At 72.2% G+C, this 20,158-nt stretch carries 18 protein-coding genes and 1 tRNA gene; 8 read left to right on the top strand and 11 right to left on the bottom strand.

The genetic code is table 11. The features are described 5' to 3' along the window. Together ACZ7RU_RS04010 and ilvA are read right to left on the bottom strand one after the other, a co-directional pair. The gene (locus ACZ7RU_RS04010; protein WP_470339387.1) at window positions 1–1,056 is read right to left on the bottom strand and encodes an ATP-binding cassette domain-containing protein; all 1,056 of its coding nucleotides are present in this window, start codon (window positions 1,054–1,056) and stop codon (window positions 1–3) included. A gap of 155 nt (window positions 1,057–1,211) precedes the next feature. Next, on the bottom strand, window positions 1,212–2,423 hold the full coding sequence (gene ilvA, locus ACZ7RU_RS04005) for a threonine ammonia-lyase (RefSeq protein WP_470339386.1): 1,212 nt from the start codon (window positions 2,421–2,423) through the stop codon (window positions 1,212–1,214). A 122-nt stretch (window positions 2,424–2,545) separates the two neighbouring features. On the opposite strand from ilvA, the gene ACZ7RU_RS04000 reads away from it, so the two are divergent. Then, window positions 2,546–3,055 carry a MarR family winged helix-turn-helix transcriptional regulator gene (locus tag ACZ7RU_RS04000; RefSeq protein WP_470339385.1) on the top strand — a complete coding sequence of 170 codons (510 nt, stop codon included), beginning with the start codon at window positions 2,546–2,548 and terminating at the stop codon, window positions 3,053–3,055. On the opposite strand, the gene ACZ7RU_RS03995 is transcribed toward ACZ7RU_RS04000, so the two are convergent. Further along, window positions 3,052–4,206 (bottom strand): cystathionine gamma-synthase, encoded by a 1,155-nt coding sequence (locus ACZ7RU_RS03995; RefSeq protein ID WP_470339384.1) that lies wholly within the window; start codon window positions 4,204–4,206, stop codon window positions 3,052–3,054. The genes ACZ7RU_RS04000 and ACZ7RU_RS03995 overlap by 4 nt on opposite strands. Before the next feature lie 189 nt (window positions 4,207–4,395). On the opposite strand from ACZ7RU_RS03995, the gene msrA reads away from it, so the two are divergent. Together msrA and ACZ7RU_RS03985 are read left to right on the top strand one after the other, a co-directional pair. Then, the gene (gene msrA, locus ACZ7RU_RS03990; protein ID WP_470339383.1) at window positions 4,396–5,061 is read left to right on the top strand and encodes a peptide-methionine (S)-S-oxide reductase MsrA; all 666 of its coding nucleotides are present in this window, start codon (window positions 4,396–4,398) and stop codon (window positions 5,059–5,061) included. A gap of 140 nt (window positions 5,062–5,201) precedes the next feature. Then, complete coding sequence (locus tag ACZ7RU_RS03985; protein WP_470339382.1) at window positions 5,202–5,564, top strand: cupin domain-containing protein; 363 nt, start codon at window positions 5,202–5,204, stop codon at window positions 5,562–5,564. Between the two features lie 40 nt (window positions 5,565–5,604). On the opposite strand, the gene ACZ7RU_RS03980 is transcribed toward ACZ7RU_RS03985, so the two are convergent. From ACZ7RU_RS03980 to ACZ7RU_RS03960, 5 genes are all read right to left on the bottom strand, one after another. Continuing rightward, complete coding sequence (locus ACZ7RU_RS03980) at window positions 5,605–6,414, bottom strand: hypothetical protein (protein WP_470339381.1); 810 nt, start codon at window positions 6,412–6,414, stop codon at window positions 5,605–5,607. Further along, a complete protein-coding gene (locus ACZ7RU_RS03975) occupies window positions 6,411–6,962 on the bottom strand; it encodes a SigE family RNA polymerase sigma factor (protein ID WP_470339380.1) in 552 nt (183 codons plus the stop codon). Before ACZ7RU_RS03975 ends, ACZ7RU_RS03980 begins: the two co-directional genes overlap by 4 nt. A 103-nt stretch (window positions 6,963–7,065) precedes the next feature. Then, window positions 7,066–8,355, bottom strand: a complete 1,290-nt coding sequence (locus tag ACZ7RU_RS03970; protein ID WP_470339379.1) for a L,D-transpeptidase — start codon at window positions 8,353–8,355, stop codon at window positions 7,066–7,068. A gap of 200 nt (window positions 8,356–8,555) precedes the next feature. After that, on the bottom strand, window positions 8,556–8,894 hold the full coding sequence (locus ACZ7RU_RS03965) for a hypothetical protein (protein ID WP_387749632.1): 339 nt from the start codon (window positions 8,892–8,894) through the stop codon (window positions 8,556–8,558). Between the two features lie 597 nt (window positions 8,895–9,491). After that, entirely contained in the window at window positions 9,492–10,892 is a 1,401-nt protein-coding gene (locus ACZ7RU_RS03960; RefSeq protein WP_470339378.1) for a cystathionine beta-synthase, read from the bottom strand. Between the two features lie 216 nt (window positions 10,893–11,108). On the opposite strand from ACZ7RU_RS03960, the gene ACZ7RU_RS03955 reads away from it, so the two are divergent. The 3 genes from ACZ7RU_RS03955 (at window position 11,109) to ACZ7RU_RS03945 (ending at window position 14,695) form a co-directional block, all read left to right on the top strand. Next, window positions 11,109–12,179, top strand: a complete 1,071-nt coding sequence (locus tag ACZ7RU_RS03955) for an SGNH/GDSL hydrolase family protein (protein ID WP_470339377.1) — start codon at window positions 11,109–11,111, stop codon at window positions 12,177–12,179. Between the two features lie 63 nt (window positions 12,180–12,242). Further along, window positions 12,243–13,463, top strand: a complete 1,221-nt coding sequence (locus tag ACZ7RU_RS03950) for an acetyl-CoA C-acetyltransferase (RefSeq protein ID WP_470339376.1) — start codon at window positions 12,243–12,245, stop codon at window positions 13,461–13,463. 290 nt (window positions 13,464–13,753) lie between these two features. Beyond that, window positions 13,754–14,695, top strand: coding sequence for a hypothetical protein (locus ACZ7RU_RS03945; RefSeq protein WP_470339375.1), 942 nt, complete (start codon window positions 13,754–13,756; stop codon window positions 14,693–14,695). A 114-nt stretch (window positions 14,696–14,809) separates the two neighbouring features. On the opposite strand, the gene ACZ7RU_RS03940 is transcribed toward ACZ7RU_RS03945, so the two are convergent. The 3 genes from ACZ7RU_RS03940 to ACZ7RU_RS03930 all read right to left on the bottom strand — a co-directional run bounded on the left by ACZ7RU_RS03940 (window position 14,810) and on the right by ACZ7RU_RS03930 (window position 16,362). Then, window positions 14,810–15,178 carry a hypothetical protein gene (locus ACZ7RU_RS03940; RefSeq protein ID WP_470339374.1) on the bottom strand — a complete coding sequence of 123 codons (369 nt, stop codon included), beginning with the start codon at window positions 15,176–15,178 and terminating at the stop codon, window positions 14,810–14,812. A gap of 86 nt (window positions 15,179–15,264) precedes the next feature. Continuing rightward, window positions 15,265–16,137 (bottom strand): Bax inhibitor-1/YccA family protein, encoded by an 873-nt coding sequence (locus ACZ7RU_RS03935; protein WP_470339373.1) that lies wholly within the window; start codon window positions 16,135–16,137, stop codon window positions 15,265–15,267. Between the two features lie 143 nt (window positions 16,138–16,280). Further along, window positions 16,281–16,362 (bottom strand) — tRNA-Leu (locus ACZ7RU_RS03930). A 256-nt stretch (window positions 16,363–16,618) separates the two neighbouring features. Between ACZ7RU_RS03930 and ACZ7RU_RS03925 the strand changes: the two genes are divergently transcribed. After that, window positions 16,619–17,428: an ABC transporter ATP-binding protein gene (locus ACZ7RU_RS03925; protein WP_470339372.1), complete on the top strand. Its 810-nt coding sequence runs from the start codon at window positions 16,619–16,621 to the stop codon at window positions 17,426–17,428. Between the two features lie 49 nt (window positions 17,429–17,477). Continuing rightward, a complete protein-coding gene (locus ACZ7RU_RS03920) occupies window positions 17,478–20,036 on the top strand; it encodes an ABC transporter permease (RefSeq protein ID WP_470339371.1) in 2,559 nt (852 codons plus the stop codon). Window positions 20,037–20,158 lie beyond the last annotated feature (122 nt).

Here is a 20,158-nt window from a genome sequence, read left to right as displayed (position 1 = left end):
TCAGCTCTCCTTCCCGGCCGCGACGGCCGCCTGCTCGTCCGGGCCCGACCCGTTCGCGCCGCCCTTGCCCCGGCCGCGTCCGTCCGGGCCGGGGGCGCCCTCCTCCTCGGTCCGCTCCTCGGCGACGTGGCCGGTGAGGGTGAGGAAGACGTCGTCCAGGGTCGGGCGGCGCAGCCCGATGTCGTCCATCTCGATCCCGCGGGAGTCCAGTTCGCGGATCGCGTCGGCGAGCACCCGGGCGCCGCCGCTGATCGGCACGGTGATCCGGCGGGTGTTCCTCTCCACCGTCGGCTCGCCCAGCGCGTAGCCGGAGAGCGCGGCGACGGCGTCGGCGACCAGGCCGGGCTCGTGCACCACGACCTCGATCCGCTCGCCGCCGATCTGCGCCTTGAGCTGGTCGGCGGTGCCGCGGGCGATCACCCGGCCGTGGTCGACCACCGCGATGTCGTGGGCGAGCCGGTCGGCCTCCTCCAGGTACTGGGTGGTGAGCAGCAGCGTGGTGCCCTGCTCGACCAGCGTCTCGATGACCTCCCAGAGCGCGAGCCGGTTGCGCGGGTCGAGCCCGGTGGTCGGCTCGTCCAGGAACATCACCGGCGGCCGGACGACCAGCGCGGCGGCGAGGTCCAGGCGCCGGCGCATGCCGCCGGAGTAGGTCTTGGCGGTGCGGTCCTTGGCCTCGGTGAGGTTGAACCACTCCAGCAGTTCCAGCGCGCGGGCCTTCGCGGCGCGGTTGCTCATCTGGTAGAGCTCGCCGACCATGGTGAGGTTCTCGAAGCCGGTCAGGTACTCGTCGACCGCCGCGTACTGGCCGGAGAGGCCGATCAGGCTGCGGACCCGGTTGGGGTGCTTGAGCACGTCGACCCCGGCGACCACCGCGCGGCCGGAGTCGGGACGGAGCAGGGTGGTGAGGACCCGCACGGTGGTGGTCTTCCCGGCGCCGTTCGGGCCGAGCAGCCCGAGCACCGTTCCCTCGGGGACGTCGAGACTGACGCCGTCCAGGGCTCGTACGTCGCCGAAGGTCTTCACCAGGTTCTCGGCTTGGATGGCTGGCGCCATGGCCTTGCCTCATCTCCTCGAACGTTATGGGGCGATCTGTCCCACTCTGCCCTGTTTCCGGGCATGCGGGCGACTCGATTCCCGACCCGTGGGACCAGAACGCGATGTATCGCGAGTCTTCCAGTACGCGATATATCGCGTCAAGGGGAGCGGGCTCACTCGGAGACCACGTACCCCGCGTCCCGCAACTCCCCCACCACCAGCGCGCAGTGCTCCGGCCCCTTGGTCTCCAGGTGCAGGTCCACCTCCACCTCGGTCAACCCCAGCCGCGGGTCGATCCGCACGTGCGCCACGTCCAGCACGTTGGCGTCCACCCTGGTCAGCACCCCCAGCAGGTCCGCCAGCGCGCCCGGCCGGTCGGCCAGCCGCACCCGCAGCGACAGGTAGCGCCCGGCCGCCGCCAGCCCGTGCCGCAGCACCCGCTGCATCAGCTGCGGATCGATGTTGCCGCCGGACAGCACCGCCACCACCGGGCCCTCGAAGGAGTCCGGCTGCTCCAGCAGCGCCGCGATCGGGGCCGCCCCGGCCGGCTCGACCACCAGCTTCAGCCGCTCCAACCCGAGCAGCAGCGCCCGCGACAGCGCGTCCTCGGAGACCGTGCGGATGCCGTCCGCCAGCGTGTTGACCACCTCGAACGGGATGTCGCCGGGGCGCCCGACCATGATCCCGTCCGCCATGGTGGCGAAGTGCTCCAGCGACACCGGCCGCCCGGCCGCCAGCGAGGGCGGGTACGCCGCCGCGCCGGCCGCCTGCACCCCGACCACCCGGACGTCCGGCCGCAGCGGCTTGACCGCCGCCGCGATCCCGGCCAGCAGCCCGCCGCCGCCCACCCCGACCAGGATGGTCCGCACCTCCGGGCACTGCTCCAGGATCTCCAGCCCGACGGTCGCCTGGCCGGTGACCACGTCCCAGTGGTCGAAGGGGTGGATGAACACCGCGCCGGTCGCGTCCGCGTACTGCTGCGCGGCCTGTAGCGCCTCGTCCACGGTGGCACCGTGCAGCCGCACGTCGGCGCCGTAGTCCCGGGTGGCCGCGACCTTCGGCAACGGCGCCGCGACCGGCATGAACACCGTGGAGCGCACGCCCAGCAGCGCGGCCGCCAGCGCCACCCCCTGGGCGTGGTTCCCGGCGCTCGCCGCCACCACCCCGCCGGCCCGCTGCACCGGCGAGAGTCCCGCGATCCGCACGTACGCCCCGCGCAGCTTGAAGGACCCGGTGCGCTGGAGGTTCTCGCACTTCAGGTGGACCGGTGCGCCGATCAGCCCGGAGAGGTGCCGGCTGCCCTCCATCGGGGTCACCCTGGCGACCCCGGCGAGCATCTTCTGGGCACCGCGGACGTCGTCGAGGGTGATCGGCCAGTTGCGCATGGCGTCAGCCTACGGGCGGGGGCGGCGGCAATCCGGGATGCCGGTCCTGTTCCCGGGCCCGCCCGGCCCGCGTACCCTGCTGGTTCTGAGCCTCCCTCACCGCACGACGATCGTGAGCCGCGATGACGACGACCTCGCCCCAGGCCACCGACCGCACCGACCCCGTGCACACCCAACTCCAGTACCAGCTGGCGGTGTTCGCACGCCGCATGGAGCAGGTCCGGACCTCCGGCGGCGGGGTCGGGGCGCTGGACCGGGCCGCCTACCTGCTGCTCGACCGGCTGGAGCGGCACGGGCCGGCCAACGTCAAGGCGCTGGCCGAGGCGCTGGGCGTGGACTCCTCCACGGTGACCCGCCAGGTCGCCCCGCTGGTCGCCGCCGGGCTGGTCGGCCGGGTGCAGGACCCGGCCGACCGTCGTGCCGTACGACTCGCGCTGACCTCGCACGGCGCTGGCCGGCTCACCGAAGTCCGGGACGGCCGGGCCGAGTTGACCCGCCGCCTGGTGGCCGACTGGCCGCCGGAGGAACAGCGCGCGTTCTGCGCCCTGCTGGCCCGCTTCAACCTCGCGATGGAGTCGTACACGGCTGACCAGCAGGGCCAGTTCGGGGCCGCTGGGCCCCACCGGACTTAGCCGAGCGCCTGCTTGAGGTCGGCCAGCAGGTCGTCGATCGACTCGATGCCGACCGAGACGCGCACCAGGTCGGACGGCACCTCCAGGGCCGAGCCCGCCACCGAGGCGTGGGTCATCCGGCCCGGGTGCTCGATCAGCGACTCGACGCCGCCGAGCGACTCGCCGAGGGTGAACAGCTGCGCGCGGTTGCAGACCTCGACGGCCGCCTCCTCGCCGCCGGCGACCCGGAACGAGACCATGCCGCCGAAGGCCTTCATCTGCTTGGCCGCGATGTCGTGGCCGGGGTGCTCGGGCAGGCCCGGGTACAGCACCTGGCTGACCTTCGGGTGGCTCGCCAGCAGCTCGGCGACCTTCTCCGCGTTGGCGCTGTGGCGGTCCATCCGGACGCCCAGCGTCTTGATGCCGCGCAGCACCAGCCAGGCGTCGAACGGGCCGGAGACGGCGCCCATCGCGTTCTGGTGGTAGGCGACCTCCTCGCCGAGGGCCGCGTCGGCCAGCACCAGCGCACCGCCGACCACGTCCGAGTGGCCGCCCATGTACTTGGTGGTGGAGTGCACGACCGCGTCCGCGCCGAGCGAGATCGGCTGCTGGAGGTACGGGCTGGCGAAGGTGTTGTCGACCACCAGCAGCGCGCCGGCGCCGTGCGCGATCTCGGCGAGCGCGGCCAGGTCGGTGATGCCCAGCAGCGGGTTGGACGGGGTCTCCACCCACACCGCGCGGGTGTTGGGGCGCAGCGCCTCGCGGACGGTGGCCAGGTTCTGGGTGTCGGCCACCGAGAACTCGACGCCCCAGCGGGTCAGCACCTTGGCGAACAGCCGGAACGTGCCGCCGTAGGCGTCGTTGGGGATGACGATGTGGTCGCCCGGCTTGAGGACGGTGCGCAGCAGGGTGTCCTCGGCGGCGAGGCCGGAGGCGAAGGCGAGGCCTCGGGCGCCGCCCTCCAGCGCCGCGAGGCACTCCTCCAGCGCGGTGCGGGTCGGGTTGGCGCTGCGGCTGTACTCGTAGCCGCCCCGCAGGCCGCCCACCCCGTCCTGCTTGTACGTGGACACCTGGTAGATCGGCGTGACGACGGCCCCGGTCTGGGGGTCTGCTTCCTGACCCGCGTGGATGGCGAGAGTCTCGAAGCCCTGAGGAAGCTGGTGCTCGGTCATGGCTCCGAGCCTAGTGTGCGAATGCCGCCATGCCCGCACGAACCGGAAACCGGGACGAATCCGCAGGTGGGAGCGGGGGTGCGGTGGGCCGCCGCCGCGCCGTCCGGGGCCCGGGGCGGCTCCCGGAATCCGGCGGCCGCCGTCCGCGTTGGACCCTGCGCCAGGATTCCCGACCCGCTGGAGCAGGCCGTGCTGTTCAACCGCCACCAGACCTCGCTCGTCCCCGCCGACCAGGCGCTGCCCGGCCGGCCGACCCCGGCCTTCACCCTGACCGAGCCGCACACCGTGCTCGGGCACCCGCTGCCCGGCCCGTACCCGGAGGGCCTGGAGGTGGCCGACTTCGGTCTGGGCTGCTTCTGGGGCGCCGAGCGCACCTTCTGGCGGCTGCCCGGCGTCTGGACGACGCTGGTCGGCTACCAGGGCGGCCACACCCCCAACCCGACGTACGAGGAGGTGTGCAGCGGGCTGACCGGGCACACCGAGGCGGTCCGGGTGGTGTACGACCCGGCGGTGATCTCCTACGAGCGCCTGCTGAAGACCTTCTGGGAGGCGCACGACCCGACCCAGGGCAACCGCCAGGGCAACGACGTGGGCACCCAGTACCGCTCCGCCGTCTACACCCACTCCCCCGCCCAGGCCGAGGCCGCGGCGGCCACCCGGGACGCCTTCCAGCCGTCGCTGACCGCGCTCGGTTACGGCCCGATCACCACCGAGATCGCCCCGGCCGGCCCGTTCTTCCCGGCCGAGCCGTACCACCAGCAGTACCTGTCGGAGGCCAAGAACCCCAACGGCTACTGCGGTCTCGGCGGCACCGGCGCCTCCTGCCCGATCGGCGTGGCCCGCACCCAGGGCTGACCTCCCGCCCCGGGCCCGCCCCCCTGGAGCGGCCACTCAACGTGACCCGTCCCCGATCGGGGCGCAGACTGGAAGGGCCAGCAGGGCCGGCCCGGCCACCCGCTGGTGGCCGGGCCGTCCTCGTGGGAGAGGAGTGCGCCATGTCCGGTCTCTACCAGCGGAACTTCGACGATCCCGAGGAGGTCCGCCCGTTCGAGGAGGGCAAGGGGGAGCTGAAGCTGGTCAACCTGGACGGCGGCCCGGTGGGCCGGGCCGTGTTCGAGCCGGGTTGGCAGTGGTCCAAGCACGTGAAGCCGATCGCCGGGACCGACAGCTGCCAGGCCGCCCACGCCGGGTACGTGGTCTCCGGCCGGATGAAGATCGTCATGGACGACGGCCAGGAGGCCGAGATCGGCCCCGGCGACTTCATGGTCTGCCCGCCCGGGCACGACGCCTGGACGGTGGGTCCGGAGCCCTGTGTGATCGTCGACTGGCAGGGCTTCGCGGACTACGCGAAGCGGTGAGCCGATCGACGGCGGACCGGTCGACGGCGGACCGGTCGGCTCAGAGCACGGCCGGCGGCTGCTCCTCGGCACCGTCCACCGTGTGGCCGGCGCGACCGGCCAGCAGCCTGCCGTCGGTGTCGTAGGCCCCGACGGCGGGCGCCTTCCAACCCGGCTCCGGCGGGGGTTCGACCATCGGCAGGACGGCGTAGTAGCCGACCCAGTCCTTCATGCCCGCGGTGATGAGCAGGGTGGCGACGGTGACCCGGCCGCCCTCGAAGACCATGATCCTGGCCGGGTTCGGGCCCAGGTAGAAGCCGTGCACGAGGAGGCGGTCGGACGTCCGGCTGAGATCCATCAGGATGCCGGGCCCTTCGACCGGCATCTCGGGGCCGCTCAGGTCGACGCACGACAGGCCCTGGTAGTCGTCGGTCGTCCGGTCGACGGCGTCCTGGCAGCTCTTGGTCGCGGTCACCGACAGCCGGAACCCGGTGACCGGCTCGACCTCCTGCCCGGCGGCGACCCTCCACACCGGCGAGAGCGGCGGCCTGCTCGGGGTCGCCTGCGGGGCGGCGGGGGTGACGGCCGTGGCGGTCGGCGACGCGGTGACGGGCGACGGGGAGGCCGCCCCCACCGGGGGAGCCGCGGCGGGTGCGGGCCCGCCCGCGACCCGCCCGGCCGACCGGGTGCCTCCGACGGTCACCGCGGTGATCCCGCAGACCAGGGCCACCGCCACGGCGGCCGCCCCGGTCCCGGCTCTGCGCCTGGCCCGGCGGCGCCGGGCGGCGGCGATGATCGGCACCGGGTCCGGCCCGATCACGTACGGGTCCTCGTCCTTGAGCAGTTCGCCGAGCCGGTTCTCGAAGCTCATACCGTCACCTCGATGCGCGTCGTGGGGTCCGCCGCGCCGCCGGAGCGGTCGGCGAGTTGGGGGAGTGCGCGCAGCTTGGCCATCGCCCGGTGCAGGGTGCTCTTCACGGTGCCCGGGGCGATGCCCAGTTCGGCCGCGATGTCGGCCTCGGCGAGGTCCCCGTAGTACCGCAGCACGACGACCGTCCGTTCCCGGCGGGTGAGGGTGCCCAGTGCCTGGTGCAGCAGGGCCCGCTCGGCCAGCCGTTCGGCCAGGTCCTCGGCGAACGGCTGGTCTGGGGTCCGCTCGGTGGGCAGTTCGTGGTTGCGCAGCCGGCGCCACCAGTCGCGGTGCTGGTTGACCACGATCCGGCGGACGTAGGCGCTCGGATCGTCCGAGGTGATCCGGTGCCAGTTCAGGTAGGCGCGCTCCAGCGCGGACTGCACGATGTCCTTCGCCCGCTCCGGATCCCCGGTCAGCAGTTCGGCCAGCCGCAGCAGCCGGTGGCCGTAGCCGGCCACGAACGCGCTGAACTCGTCGTCCTGGCGCTGTCTCCGCTCGCGTTTCACACCTGTCCGACTCCTCGGGCGGGCCGTGGGGTTCGGTCCGCCCGAGGAGTTCTTCCGAGGAGTTCTTCCGACCGGGTCCTTCCGACCGGGCCGGGGAGCCGGGTCAGACGGCGCTGCCGGCCTTCCAGGCGGCCCAGCCCATGTTCCAGCCGTTCAGGCCGTTGTCCGGGGCGACCGTCTTGTCACCGGAGTTCACGACCTCGACCACGTCGCCGATCATCGAGGACTTGTAGAACTTGTAGCCGTCCGTACCGGTGTCCTGGGCGCCCTTGGCGTCCTGGAGGCCGATGCAGCCGTGGCTGGTGTTCTGGCCGCCGAAGATCGACGGCGAGGACCAGTAGTTGCCGTGGATGAAGGTGCCGGAGGTGCTGAGTCGCTGGGCGTGCGGCACGTCCGCGATGTCGTACTCGCTGCCCAGGTTGACGGTCTGCGAGTTCATCCGGGTCTGGGTGTACTGCTCGGAGATCACCATCTTGCCGCCCCAGGTGGTGTGCTCGGGCGAGCCGCCGGAGATCTTGTACACCGCGCTGACCTGGCCGTCGGTGGTGACGGTGAGCTTCTTGGTGGCGAGGTCGGCGACGCTGGTCTGGGCCCGGCCGATGGTGAAGCTCACGTCCTTGGACTGGGTGCCGTACACGCCCTTGGCGCCCTCGACGTCCTTGAGCCGGAGCTTGAGGGTGACCTTGGTGCCCTTGGCCCAGTAGTCCTGCGGCCGGAAGTCGAGGCGGGTGCTGGAGAACCAGTGGCCGACGATCTCGACCCCCGGCTCGGCCATCACGGTGATCGCCTGCTGGACGGCCTTGCGGTCGGTGATCGGCTTGCTGAAGTTGATCGAGACCGGCATGCCGACGCCGACCGTCGAGCCGTCCTCGGGGGTGAAGTAGCCGACGAAGGTGTTGGCCGGGGTCGCCGTGGTGAAGACGGCGTTGGAGTCCGCCTCCAGCTTGTCCTTGTCGAAGGCGGTCGCGGCGACGGTGTACTTGGTGCCGCTGGCGGGGGCGGCGGCCGACGTCCAGCTGGTGCTGTCGGCGGAGAGCTGGCCGGCCAGCTCCTTGCCGGTGGTGTCGGTGACCTTGACGCTGCTCAGGGTGCCGTTGGCGACGGTGACCTTGACCGGCTCGCTGAAGCTCGCGGAGGCGGCGCCGTCGGCCGGGGTGACGGTGATGACCGCGGTCGAGGTCTTCGGGGCGCTGCTCGCACCGCCGGAGCCCGGGGTGCCGCCCGTTCCGCCGGAGCCGGAGCCGGACCCGCTGCCACCGCCGCTACCGCTGCCGCCGCTGTCGTCGTTGCAGGCCGCCAGCAGCAGGACGGGTGCACCGATCAGTCCGGCGAGGACCCCGCGCCGGCTCCAGCTGCTTCCGGCCGCCCGTCCCTGACCGTCCCGTGCCGTCACGTCGCGTCTCCCTGCTGATCATCCCGGGCATTACGGATACAGAAACGCAATCCGCCCGTTCACGGTTCCATCACCGAAGGGTAAGCGATCGTATGAGATGACCCAACTTCCCACCGAACAGGGACGAAACGCCCGGTCCGCGAGGCGGACCGGGCGTTCAGGGGTGGTGACGGCGGACGCCGTCGACCGGCGATCGGGTCCTACTCGGCGGACTCGTCCACCTGGTACTCGTCCCACTCCTCGTTGTCCGGGTCGAACTCGGTCTGCGCCGACTCCCAGGTCGCCGAGGCGAGCTCCACGCCGGGCACCTCGCCCAGCAGTGCGACGGGGTCGATGAAGTGGGCGAGCGAACCCGACGGGTCGACCTCGATGGCCTCGACGGACTGGGCGCGCTCCTCGTCGTCGAGGTACTCGTCGGCGGTGACCGCCTCCAGCGCGGCCGCCTTGAGGGCGCCCTCGTCGGTGATCTCCGCGATGAGCTCGATCTTGACCCGGACGTAGCGCGGGGCGTCCTGGTCGGTCGTTTCAGTGCTGGTCATGCGTGCGAGCGTACGGGACGGCCGCGCCCGGCGTGCGGCACGGGCGGCCGCCCGGCGCACACCCCGCGCGCCCGGCACGAACAGCATGAACAGCGCGAACGGCGCAAACGGAAGGGCCGGCCCCTCGGAGAAGGACCGGCCCTACCGTTCCCCGCACCGGCTCCCCCACCCGGGAGCCACGGGGACCCGCGCCGTGCGGCGCGGTGCTGCCGCGGGAGCCGCCGCACCCTGTCAGCCGGCCGGAGCCGGGCAGGGGCGGGACGACGGCGCCTCCCGCGACGGAGGACACAGCGGCCGGGTCAGGGCCGCCCGGTGTGTCCGGGAGCCGACCGCGACCGCCGGGGAGCCGCTCCCGAACGGTTGCCGTCGCCTCACTCGGCGTCCTGCCGTTGACCACTACGATGCCCGAGCCGTGTTAACCACGTGCTGCGGACAGGTGACGCCGGTGTACCACTTCCCCCGTGGACGAATCCTCCGCATCCATCCGCGGAAGGGCGGTACGACGGCGTGGCGGTGACAGGACGTCGGTGACGGGACGTCGGTGACGCCGGGTCGGTGACGCCGGATCGCTGACGCCCGGTCGGGGCCGGCCGCGGGTCAGTGCTGGGCGCGCCCGGTCAGGAAGCCCAGCAGGTCCTGGCGGGTGACGATGCCCTGCGGCTTGCCCTCGACCAGCACGACGGCCGCGTCGGCCTTCTCCAACACTGTCATCAGGTTGGTGACGGTCTCGCCCGAGCCGACCACCGGCAGCGGCTTGGACATCACCTTGTCCAGCGTGTCGGTGAGCTCGATCTCCTTGGCGAAGATGCCCTCCAGCAGCAGCTTCTCCACCACCGAGCCGATCACCTCGCCGGCCATGATGTCCGGGTGCCCGGCCCCCGGGGAGACCACCGGCATCTGCGAGACGCCGTACTCGCGCAGCACCCGGACCGCCTCGGCGACCGTCTCGTTCGGGTGCATGTGGACGAACTGCGGGACGCCGCCCTGCTCGATGGACTCCTTGCGGGCCAGCACCTCGCCGATGTGCGCCTCGTCCGTGGAGGACGGCAGGAAGCCGTAGTCGGCCATCCAGTCGTCGTTGAAGATCTTCGACAGGTAGCCGCGGCCGCCGTCCGGCAGCAGCACCACCACGACGTCGTCCGGGCCGAGCTTCTTGGCCACCTCCAGCGCGGCCACCACGGCCATCCCGCAGGAGCCGCCGACCAGCAGGCCCTCCTCCTTGGCCAGGCGGCGGGTCATCTGGAACGAGTCCTTGTCGGAGACGGCGACGATCTCGTCCGCGACGGAGCGGTCGTAGGCGGTCGGCCAGAAGTCCTCGCCGACGCCCTCGACCAGGTACGGCCGGCCGGTGCCGCCCGAGTAGACCGAGCCCTCCGGGTCGGCGCCGATCACCTTGACCTTGCCGCCGGAGGCCTCCTTCAGGTAGTTGCCGGTGCCGGAGATGGTGCCGCCGGTACCGACGCCCGCCACGAAGTGGGTGATCCTCCCGTCGGTCTGCTCCCACAGCTCCGGGCCGGTGGAGTGGTAGTGCGAGGCCGGGTTGTCCGGGTTGGAGTACTGGTCCGGCTTCCAGGCGTTCGGGGTCTCCCGGACCAGGCGGTCGGAGACGTTGTAGTACGAGTCCGGGTGCTCCGGGGCGACGGCGGTCGGGCAGACGACCACCTCGGCGCCGTACGCGCGCAGGGTGTTGATCTTGTCGGTCGAGACCTTGTCAGGACAGACGAAGATGCACTTGTAGCCCTTCTGCTGGGCCACGATCGCCAGGCCGACACCGGTGTTGCCGGAGGTGGGCTCGACGATGGTGCCGCCCGGCTTGAGGGCGCCCGAGGCCTCCGCGGCCTCGATCATGCGCATCGCGATGCGGTCCTTGACCGAACCGCCGGGGTTGAAGTACTCGACCTTCGCCAGCACTGTCGCGCTGATGCCCTCGGTGACCTTGTTCAGCTTGACCAGCGGTGTGTTGCCGACCAGATCGATGATCGAATTGTGGTACCGCACGGGGGTCCTCCCGGTCTCTGGGCGTGCGAGTGCTTTTCGGTACTGCAAAGCGTAGGGCGTGGCAACCGCCCCGTGGTTCCCCTCCGGCACACCACCCCCAATGGCCCACCCCCGCCGGTGCCTCCGGTACTCCCGCCCCGTGCGCGGGTAAGAGCGCTGTGCAGGCATTGCCGTGGCCCCGAGGGGGCCGGCCGGAGCACGGGAAGGGGGCACCGGATGCCAGGGGCACAGGACTCGCGGGCCCGGGTGGCCCGTCGGATCGCCACCGCGGCGGCCTACGGCGGCGGCGGGCTCGGACTGCTCGGGGTGGGCCTGGTCGGCCTGCTGCTGACCGAGAGCAAACTCGCCGTCCAGGCCATCGGCGTCCTGGAGACCCACCCGCCCAGGGCCGACGGCGTCTACGGGGAGGCCTTCGCCGACCGCGCCGCCGCCCCGCAGGCCCCGCTGGTCCTGGCCGTCCTCGGCGACTCCACCGGCGCCGGCCTCGGGGTGGCCCGCTCCGGTGAGACCCCGGGCGCGCTGCTGGCCGCCGGCCTCGCCTCGGTGGCCGAGCGCCCGGTCCGGCTGGTCAACGTGGCCCGCTCCGGCGGCCGCTCCGCCGATCTCTCCGGCCAGCTGGAGCAGGCGCTGCCGCACCGCCCGGACGTCGCCGTGATCATGATCGGCGCCAACGACGTGACCCGGCACAGCCCGGCCCAGCTGGCCGTCCGCCAGCTCGGCGAGGCCGTCGCCGCGCTGCGCGCCAACGGCTGCGAGGTGGTCGTGGGCACCTGCCCGGACCTCGGCACGATCAAGCCGGTGCGGCCGCCGCTGCGCTGGGTGGCCCGCCGGCTGAGCCGCCAGCTGGCCGCCGCGCAGACCATCGCGGTGGTGGAGGCGGGCGGCCGGACGGTCTCGCTGGGCTCGCTGCTGGGCCCGGAGTTCGCCGCGCGCCCGGAGATGTTCGCCGCCGACCGCTACCACCCCTCCGCCCAGGGCTACGCGACCGCCGCGATGGCCGTGCTGCCCTCGGTCTGCGCCGTGCTCGGGCTCTGGCCGGAGGAGGAGCGCCCGGCCGCGGCCGTCCCGGGCGGCACCGTGCTGCCGGTCGCGGTGGCCGCCGCCGCGGCGGCCGGCCGGGAGGGCACCGAGGTGGCGGCCGTGCCGACGGAGGGCGCGGGCCGCCGCTGGGCCCAGCTGAGGCACCGGCTGCGGATCCGTCTGCCCGGCCCGGAGAACGGGAAGGAAGCCGGTACGGCCCCCGGGAACACGTCGGCCAGCTCACACGCCGGCGCGGGTGACGCCTGATCTACCAGGCGGTAACTTTCCTCCCGGACGTCAGGTCCGCCGTCACCCAGCGAGGAGCCCGCCATGCCCGAAGCCGTCATCGTCAGCGCCGCCCGTTCGCCGATCGGCCGGGCCTTCAAGGGCTCGCTCAAGGACGTCCGCCCCGACGACCTGACCGCCCACATCATCCAGGCCGCCCTGGCCAAGGTGCCGCAGCTCGACCCGCGCCAGATCGACGACCTGATGCTGGGCTGCGGCCTGCCCGGCGGCGAGCAGGGCCACAACCTGGCCCGCATCGTGGCCGTCCAGATGGGCATGGACTACCTGCCCGGCGCCACCGTCACCCGCTACTGCTCCTCCTCGCTGCAGACCACGCGGATGGCGCTGCACGCGATCAGGGCGGGCGAGGGCGACGTCTTCATCTCGGCCGGCGTGGAGACCGTCTCGCGCAGCGTGAACGGCACCTCCGACGGCCTGCCGGGCACCATGAACCCGCTGTTCGACGAGGCCCAGGCCCGTACCAAGCAGCGGGCGGAGGAGGGCGGCGGCGAGTGGCACGACCCGCGCGAGGACGGCCTGGTGCCGGACGCCTACATCGCGATGGGCCAGACCGCCGAGAACCTGGCCGCGCTCAAGGGCGTCACCCGCGCCGAGCAGGACGAGTTCGGCGTCCGCTCGCAGAACCTCGCCGAGGCCGCCATCAAGGCCGGCTTCTGGGAGCGCGAGATCACCCCGGTCACCACGCCGGACGGCACCGTGGTCAGCACCGACGACGGCCCGCGCGCCGGCGTCACCCTGGAGGGCGTCTCGGGCCTGAAGCCGGTGTTCCGCCCGGACGGCACCGTGACCGCCGGTAACTGCTGCCCGCTGAACGACGGCGCGGCCGCGCTGGTCGTCATGTCCGACACCAAGGCCCGCGAGCTCGGAATCACCCCGCTCGCCCGGGTGGTCTCCACCGGCGTCAGCGCGCTCTCCCCCGAGATCATGGGCTACGGCCCGGTCGAGGCCTCCAAGCAGGCGCTCCGGCGGGCCGGCCTGACCATCGGCGACATCGACCTGGTCGAGATCAACGAGGCCTTCGCGGCCCAGGTCATCCCGTCCTACCGCGACCTCGGCGTCGACCTGGACAAGCTGAACGTCAACGGCGGCGCGATCGCGGTCGGCCACCCCTTCGGCATGACCGGCGCCCGGATCACCACCACCCTGATCAACTCCCTGCAGTGGCACGACAAGCAGTTCGGCCTGGAGACCATGTGCGTCGGCGGCGGCCAGGGCATGGCGATGGTCCTCGAGCGCCTCAGCTGACCCTCCGGACACTTTCCGAAGGGTCTGGACCACCCATTTGGAGTGACGCAGCGTAATTGAGGGCCGGATCACACCGCGAGGTCGATCCGGCCCTCTTTTCTTTCGATTCCGGCCCGGAAATCGACACTGCGGAGCGGATCAACTCCACTGCGTAGAACGGTGTTACCTAACAATTTGGGGACAAGAGCGAAAGTCCCGGACCAATTGGACATTCGCCACTGCGGTAACACCCCCGGATGCGGCAGTGTGGACACGTAACCCCGTTCCGCTCCTCGCTAGGAGTACGTTCCGTGAGCGCCGTCTACACCATCCTGCTGCTGGTCCTGATCACCGTGTCGACCGCCGTGCTGCTGCACCTCCGCGGACTCTCCCGCCGACTGGACGCCCAGGCCGCGGCCCCGGCCGCGCCCGCACCGGTGGACGAGGCCGCGATACGCCGGGCCGTCGCCGAGGCGCTGGCCGCCGACCGCGAGCGGGAGATCACCGAGGCCCGGGCGTTCTGGGCCGAGCAGGAGGCCCGCGCGGCCGAGGACGCCCCGCTGTTCGACTCGCCGTTCTCCGGCACGTTCGCCGGCACCGACGAGTGGCCGCTCTTCTTCCCCCGCCCCACCGGCCCGCAGGACGCCGTCGACAACGCGGGGACGATGGACCCGGAGTTCGGCGAGGCGCTGCGCTCCGCGCTGGAGGACCTGATCAGCGAGGGCGGCTCCGCCCCGGCCGAGCCCGGCAGCGACGGCGGTGTGCCGCTGCGCCCCGGCCACCCGGCCGGCGAGACCAAGGAGGCCCGGGCCCGCCGCGAGGCCGACCTGCTGGCCACCGGCCTGGAGGCCGGGCTGCTGGACACCGACCCGGCCGTCGAGGAGGCCCCGGTCGCCGCCGCGCCCGACCCGCGCCGCCACCCCTCGCACCCCGACTTCGTGCCCAGCCAGGCGCCGTCCCGGGAGTGGACCGACACCCGGCTGGCCACCCTCGCCGAGGAGGCCGTCGCCCTGGTCGACGTCCGCCCGGGCCCGCTGGGCACCCTGGACGTGTACGCCTTCGCCGACGGCACCACGCTCTGCGTGGCCCCGGGCGACCGGGAGGCCGCCTACCGGCTGATCGACGCGGTCCGCGCCGGTGAGCACGTCCGGCTGCTCGGCGGCTCGCGCTTCTCCGGCTCGTACTCGCTGACCTTCTCCACCGACGAGGAGGCCGTGTACGTGCTGGCCGACCGGGTGGTCGCCAGCATCTGACACCAGCTCACCGGCGCGCGGACCACAGCGCGCCGAAGGCCGGCCCGGGTCAGGGGTTACGACCCGACCGGCCTTCGGCCTGTCCGGCCCCGTCCGCCGCGCGCCCGTCCGGGCTCAGCCGCAGAGCGCCGCCGTCTCCCGCACCGCGGCCACCGCCCCGGCCAGCACCTCGGCCGCCGCCACCGGCCCGTCCGGCAGCGCCACCTCCGCGCCCTCCGGCAGCGCCGCGAGCGCGGCCGCCAGGTCGTGCCCGGCGACGGCCAGCTGGTCCCCCGCCGCGAAGGCCCCGGCGTCCGGGAGCTCCCGCTGCGGACCGCCCTCGGCCGCCAGCGCCGCCGCGGCCAGCCGCCGGGCCAGTTCCAGCGCGGCCGCCGCCCGCGAGGGGTGCCCGGGCACGGCGCCCAGCAGCTTGCTCTGCGGCAGCGAGCGGAAACGATCCGCCAGTTTGTCGACAGCTTCGACCAGGGGCTCTACGTCATGCATGACAGCGAGCCTAGGCGAGAAAGCCGCCGGGCCCCGGAGCGAGTGCTCCGGGGCCCGGCGGCAGTGGTTCACGGCGGGAGGGACCGTCAGTCGTCGCCGCGCAGGATCGCGATCAGGCGCAGCATCTCCATGTAGATCCAGACCAGCGACAGGGTCAGCCCGAAGGCGGCCCGCCACGACTCCCGCTGCGGGGCGCCCTGGGCGATGGCCGTCTCGATCTCCGCGAAGTCCAGCGACAGGAAGAAGGCACCCAGGCCGATGCCGATCAGGCCGACCACGATGCCCAGCGGGCCGGAGCGCAGCCCCATGTCGGCGCCGAAGGCCATCGCGACCACGTTGACCAGCATCAGCAGCACGAAGCCCATGGCGATCGCGATGCCGATCCGCTGGTAGCGCGCGGTGACCCGGATCCGGCCGCTCTTGTAGGCGAACAGCATCGCCGCGAAGACCGCCGCGGTGCCCAGCACGGCCTGGATCACGATGCCGTTCAGCATGGTGTTGAAGGCGTGCGAGACGGCGCCCATCGCGAAGCCCTGGAGGGCCGCGTAGGTCAGGATCAGCGGCGGGCTGACGCTGCGCTTGAACGAGACCACCAGGCCGACGACCATGGCCACCAGGCTGGCGGCGATCGCGAAGCCGAAGTTCTCGAACGGCAGCGCGAACCAGGCCACCGCGCCCGCGGCGACCAGGGTCAGCAGCGTCATGCCGGTGCGGGCGACCACGTCGTCCAGCGTCATCCGCCCGGTGGCCGCCGGACCGGCCGACGGGCCGTTGTACAGCTCGTAGAGCTGCTCGTCCGTCATCGGGGCCTGGCCCTGCGGCTGCTGGGCGTAGGGCGTCCCCGCGTAGGGGTTGTTGCCGTACGGGCTCCCGGCCTGCGCGGTGTTACCGAACCCCGCGTAGCCGGTGTCGCGGGTGAAGGACCCCTCCCGCGAGAAGACCGGGTTGCTGCTTCTCATTGCTCATTCCCTCCGTGGCGGCACTGCACCGCTCCATTGCACAAGGGTAATGGCTTGGCAAAAATTCCGGGATACGCCGCGAGGAGGATCCGGTGAACAACGTCCGGCGGGGACGACGTCGGCGCCCCCGCCGGGTGAATCGGTGCCCGGAGCCGGACTCGAACCGGCACGGCCTCGCGGCCAAGCAGTTTTAAGCTGCCCGTGTCTGCGTTCCACCATCCGGGCGTCTGCGAAACCACCCTGAGCCTAGTCGCCCGGCTCACCCTTTCGCATGTTCCCAGCCCGGGAAGTTGTCATGTTTCCTTGCCATCTGACGATCTGTCCGGGATTCGGCCACGAAGGATATCCGTTCCGGCCATCCGTTCCACCTCAGGGTTCACGTCATACCGCAGGAGGAGGGGCCCACCCCTCCCCTACGCCCAGCGGCGGTAGGGCCAACCGTCCGGCGGAGCGACGCAGAACCATGATCACATCGAGGAACATGGAGGTACGAATCCGCGAGCACAAGGAGCACCCCGTGACCACGCCGACCGCAACCGCCGTCCGCACCGGCCTGGCGGCCGCCCGAGCCACCGGCCTGAACAAGGTCTACGGGGAGGGGGAGACCCGCGTCGTCGCCCTCGACAACGTCAGCGTGGTGTTCCCCCAGGGCGAGTTCACCGCCATCATGGGCCCCTCCGGCTCCGGCAAGTCCACCCTGATGCACTGCATGGCCGGCCTCGACACCGTCACCTCCGGCTCCTCCACCATCGGCGACACCGAGCTCGTCGGCCTCAAGGACAAGCAGCTCACCCAGCTGCGCCGCGACCACATCGGCTTCATCTTCCAGGCCTTCAACCTGCTCCCCACCCTGACGGCCCTGGAGAACATCACGCTCCCGATGGACATCGCCGGCCGCAAGGTCGACAAGCCCTGGCTGGACCGCGTCGTCGACACCGTCGGCCTCTCCGGACGCCTCAGCCACCGCCCCTCACAGCTCTCCGGCGGCCAGCAGCAGCGCGTCGCCTGCGCCCGCGCCCTGGCCGGCAAGCCCGACATCATCTTCGCCGACGAGCCCACCGGAAACCTCGACTCCCGCTCCGGCGCCGAGATCCTCTCCTTCCTGCGCAACTCCGTGCGCGAACTCGGCCAGACCGTCGTCATGGTCACCCACGACCCGGTCGCCGCCTCCTACGCCGACCGCGTCGTCTTCCTCGCCGACGGCCGGATCGTCGACGAGCTCCACAACCCCACCGCCGACACCGTCCTGGACCGCATGCGCCGCTTCGACGCCAAGGGCCGCACCAGCTGACCCCGCCGCAGCCGTAGCCCGCTCACCGACCCCCTTCCCAGGACACCCCATGTATCGCACCGCACTACGCAACGTGCTGGCCCACAAGGGCCGCCTGCTGATGACGGCTCTGGCCGTCATGCTCGGCACCGCCTTCGTGGCCGGCACCATGGTCTTCTCCGACACCTTCGGCAAGGCCATGCGGGACAGCAACTCCAAGAGCTACTCCGACGTCTCGGTCCAGGTGGTGGACCGCGCCGCCGGCTCCAACGCCTCCGCCCGGCAGAAGAGCGAGGGCGGCTCGGCCACCCTCACCGACGCCACCGTCCAGCAGCTGGCCGCCCTGCCGGGCACCGCCGGCGCCCGCGGCGTGGTCAGCGGCTTCACCGGCGTCGCCGACCGGAAGGGCGACCTGATCGGCCAGGTCTGGGCCGCCAAGGGTGCCAACTTCGCGCCGGGCCAGGACGGCAAGGACCCGCGCTACCCGATGGTCGAGGGCCAGGGCCCGAAGGCCGCCAAGGAGGTCGCGCTCGACCGGAAGACCGCCGACAAGGGCGGCTACAAGGTCGGCGACACCGTCCGGGTCGCCGCCAACGGCCCGGTCGTCGAGGCGAAGCTCACCGGCGTCTTCACCACCGACGACCCGGTCGTGAACACCGGTGGCACGCTCACCCTGTTCGACAAGGCCACCGCCCAGCAGACCCTGCTGGAGCCGGGCCGCTTCAGCAGCATCGTGCTCACCGCCAAGGCCGGCACCAGCCAGGACGCGCTGCTCGCCGAGGTCCAGCCCAAGGTGCCGTCCGGCCACCAGTTCGACGTCGAGACCGGCGCCAAGCTCAAGGCCGACGAGCAGGAGCTGATCACCCAGGGCACCAGCAGCATGCGCACGATGCTCCTGGTCTTCGCCTTCATCTCGCTCTTCGTCGGCATCTTCATCATCGCCAACACCTTCACCATGCTGGTCGCCCAGCGCACCAAGGAGCTGGCCCTGCTGCGCGCCATCGGCGCCAGCCGCAAGCAGGTCACCCGGTCCGTACTGATCGAGGCCCTGCTGATCGGCACCGTCTCCGCGGTGGCCGGCCTGCTCGCCGGCATCGGGATCGGCGCCGGGATGCAGTCGCTGATCGGCTCGCTGAACGAGAACATGCCGAACGGCTCGCTGGTGATCAAGCCGCTCACCGTGGTGGTGACGGTCGTGGTCGGCATCGTGGTGACGGTCATGTCGGCCCTGCTGCCCGCCATGCGCGCCTCCCGGATCGCCCCGGTGGCCGCGATGAGCAGCGGCGACCAGCCGGTCTCCCAGAAGAGCCTGGTGGTCCGCAACACGATCGGCTCGGTGCTCGCCGGCGGCGGTCTCGCGCTGATCGGCTACGGCGCCTCGCTGGGCAACTCCGACGGCCGGCTGCCGGTCGGCCTGGGCGCCTTCCTGGCCCTGATCGGCGTGTTCGTCCTGCTGCCGCTGCTCTCCCGTCCGGTGGTCGCGCTGGTCGGCCCGCTGCTGCGCGGCCTCGGCGGCACCCCGGGCAGGCTCGCCCAGCAGAACGCGGTGCGCAACCCGCGCCGCACCGCGGCCACCGCCGCCGCGCTGACCATCGGTCTGACCCTGGTCACCGGCCTCACGGTGATCGGCGCATCGGTCAACGACACCGTCGACCGGGCCGTCACCAGCTCGATGAAGGCCGACTACATCGTCGGGGCCGCCAACGGCATGAGCCTGTCCGAGCAGGTGCCCGCCCAGATCGCCAAGGCCCCCGGGGTCGCCGCCTCCTCGGCGATGACGACCGCGTACTGGGAGCTCGACGGCACCACCAAGACGGTCAACGGCCTGGACGCGGCCGTCCTGGACCAGCTCGCCGACGTCGAGCTGACCAGCGGTTCCACCGCCGGCTTCGGCAAGGGGCAGCTGCTGCTCGACGAGGACGCCGCCAAGAAGCTGAACGCCACCACCGGCTCGGTGCTGAACGTGGCCTTCCCGGACGAGTCCACCGGCCAGCTCACCGTGGGCGGCGTCTACAAGTCGGGCGGCATGCTCGGCCCGGCCATGCTGGCCAACAGCGAGATCGCCAAGCACGAGCCGAAGCCGTACATCTCCGACGTCCTGGTCAAGGGCCGGGACGGCGCCACCGACGGCCTCAAGCAGGCGCTCAAGGACGCCACCGGCGCCAACCCGGTGATCGACGTGAAGTCCAAGCAGGACGTCCGGGACGAGTTCAGCCAGACCATCACCTTCGCGCTGAACCTGATGTACGGCCTGCTGGGGATGGCGGTCCTGATCGCGATCCTGGGCGTGGTCAACACGCTGGCGATGTCGGTCTTCGAGCGCAAGCGCGAGATCGGGATGCTGCGGGCGATCGGCCTGGACCGCTCCGGCATCAAGCGGATGGTCCGTCTGGAGTCGGTGGTGATCTCGCTGTTCGGCGCCGGCATCGGCCTGCTGCTCGGCTGCTTCATCGCCTGGGCGATCAACGGCACCCTGAAGTCCAGCCTCTCCGGGCTGACCACGGTCCTGCCGTACGGCCAGCTGGCGCTGTTCCTGGCGCTGGCCGGGGTGGTCGGCCTGGTGGCCGCGATCTGGCCGGCCCGCCGGGCGTCCAAGCTGGACATCCTGTCGAGCATCAAGACCGACTGACCGGTCCCGCGACGAGAAAGGTCCCCTGCCGGAGAGTTTCGGCAGGGGACCTTCTACTTCTGTACTCCGCCCGGTCGCACGGCCGGCTGAGCACCACGGAGGTCGTGGTCCGGCAACGCTGC

The organism is Kitasatospora sp. NPDC114501, assembly GCF_055633695.1.
Note: the sequence above shows the minus strand (reverse complement) of the source record. Positions and strands in the feature narration are given on the sequence as shown.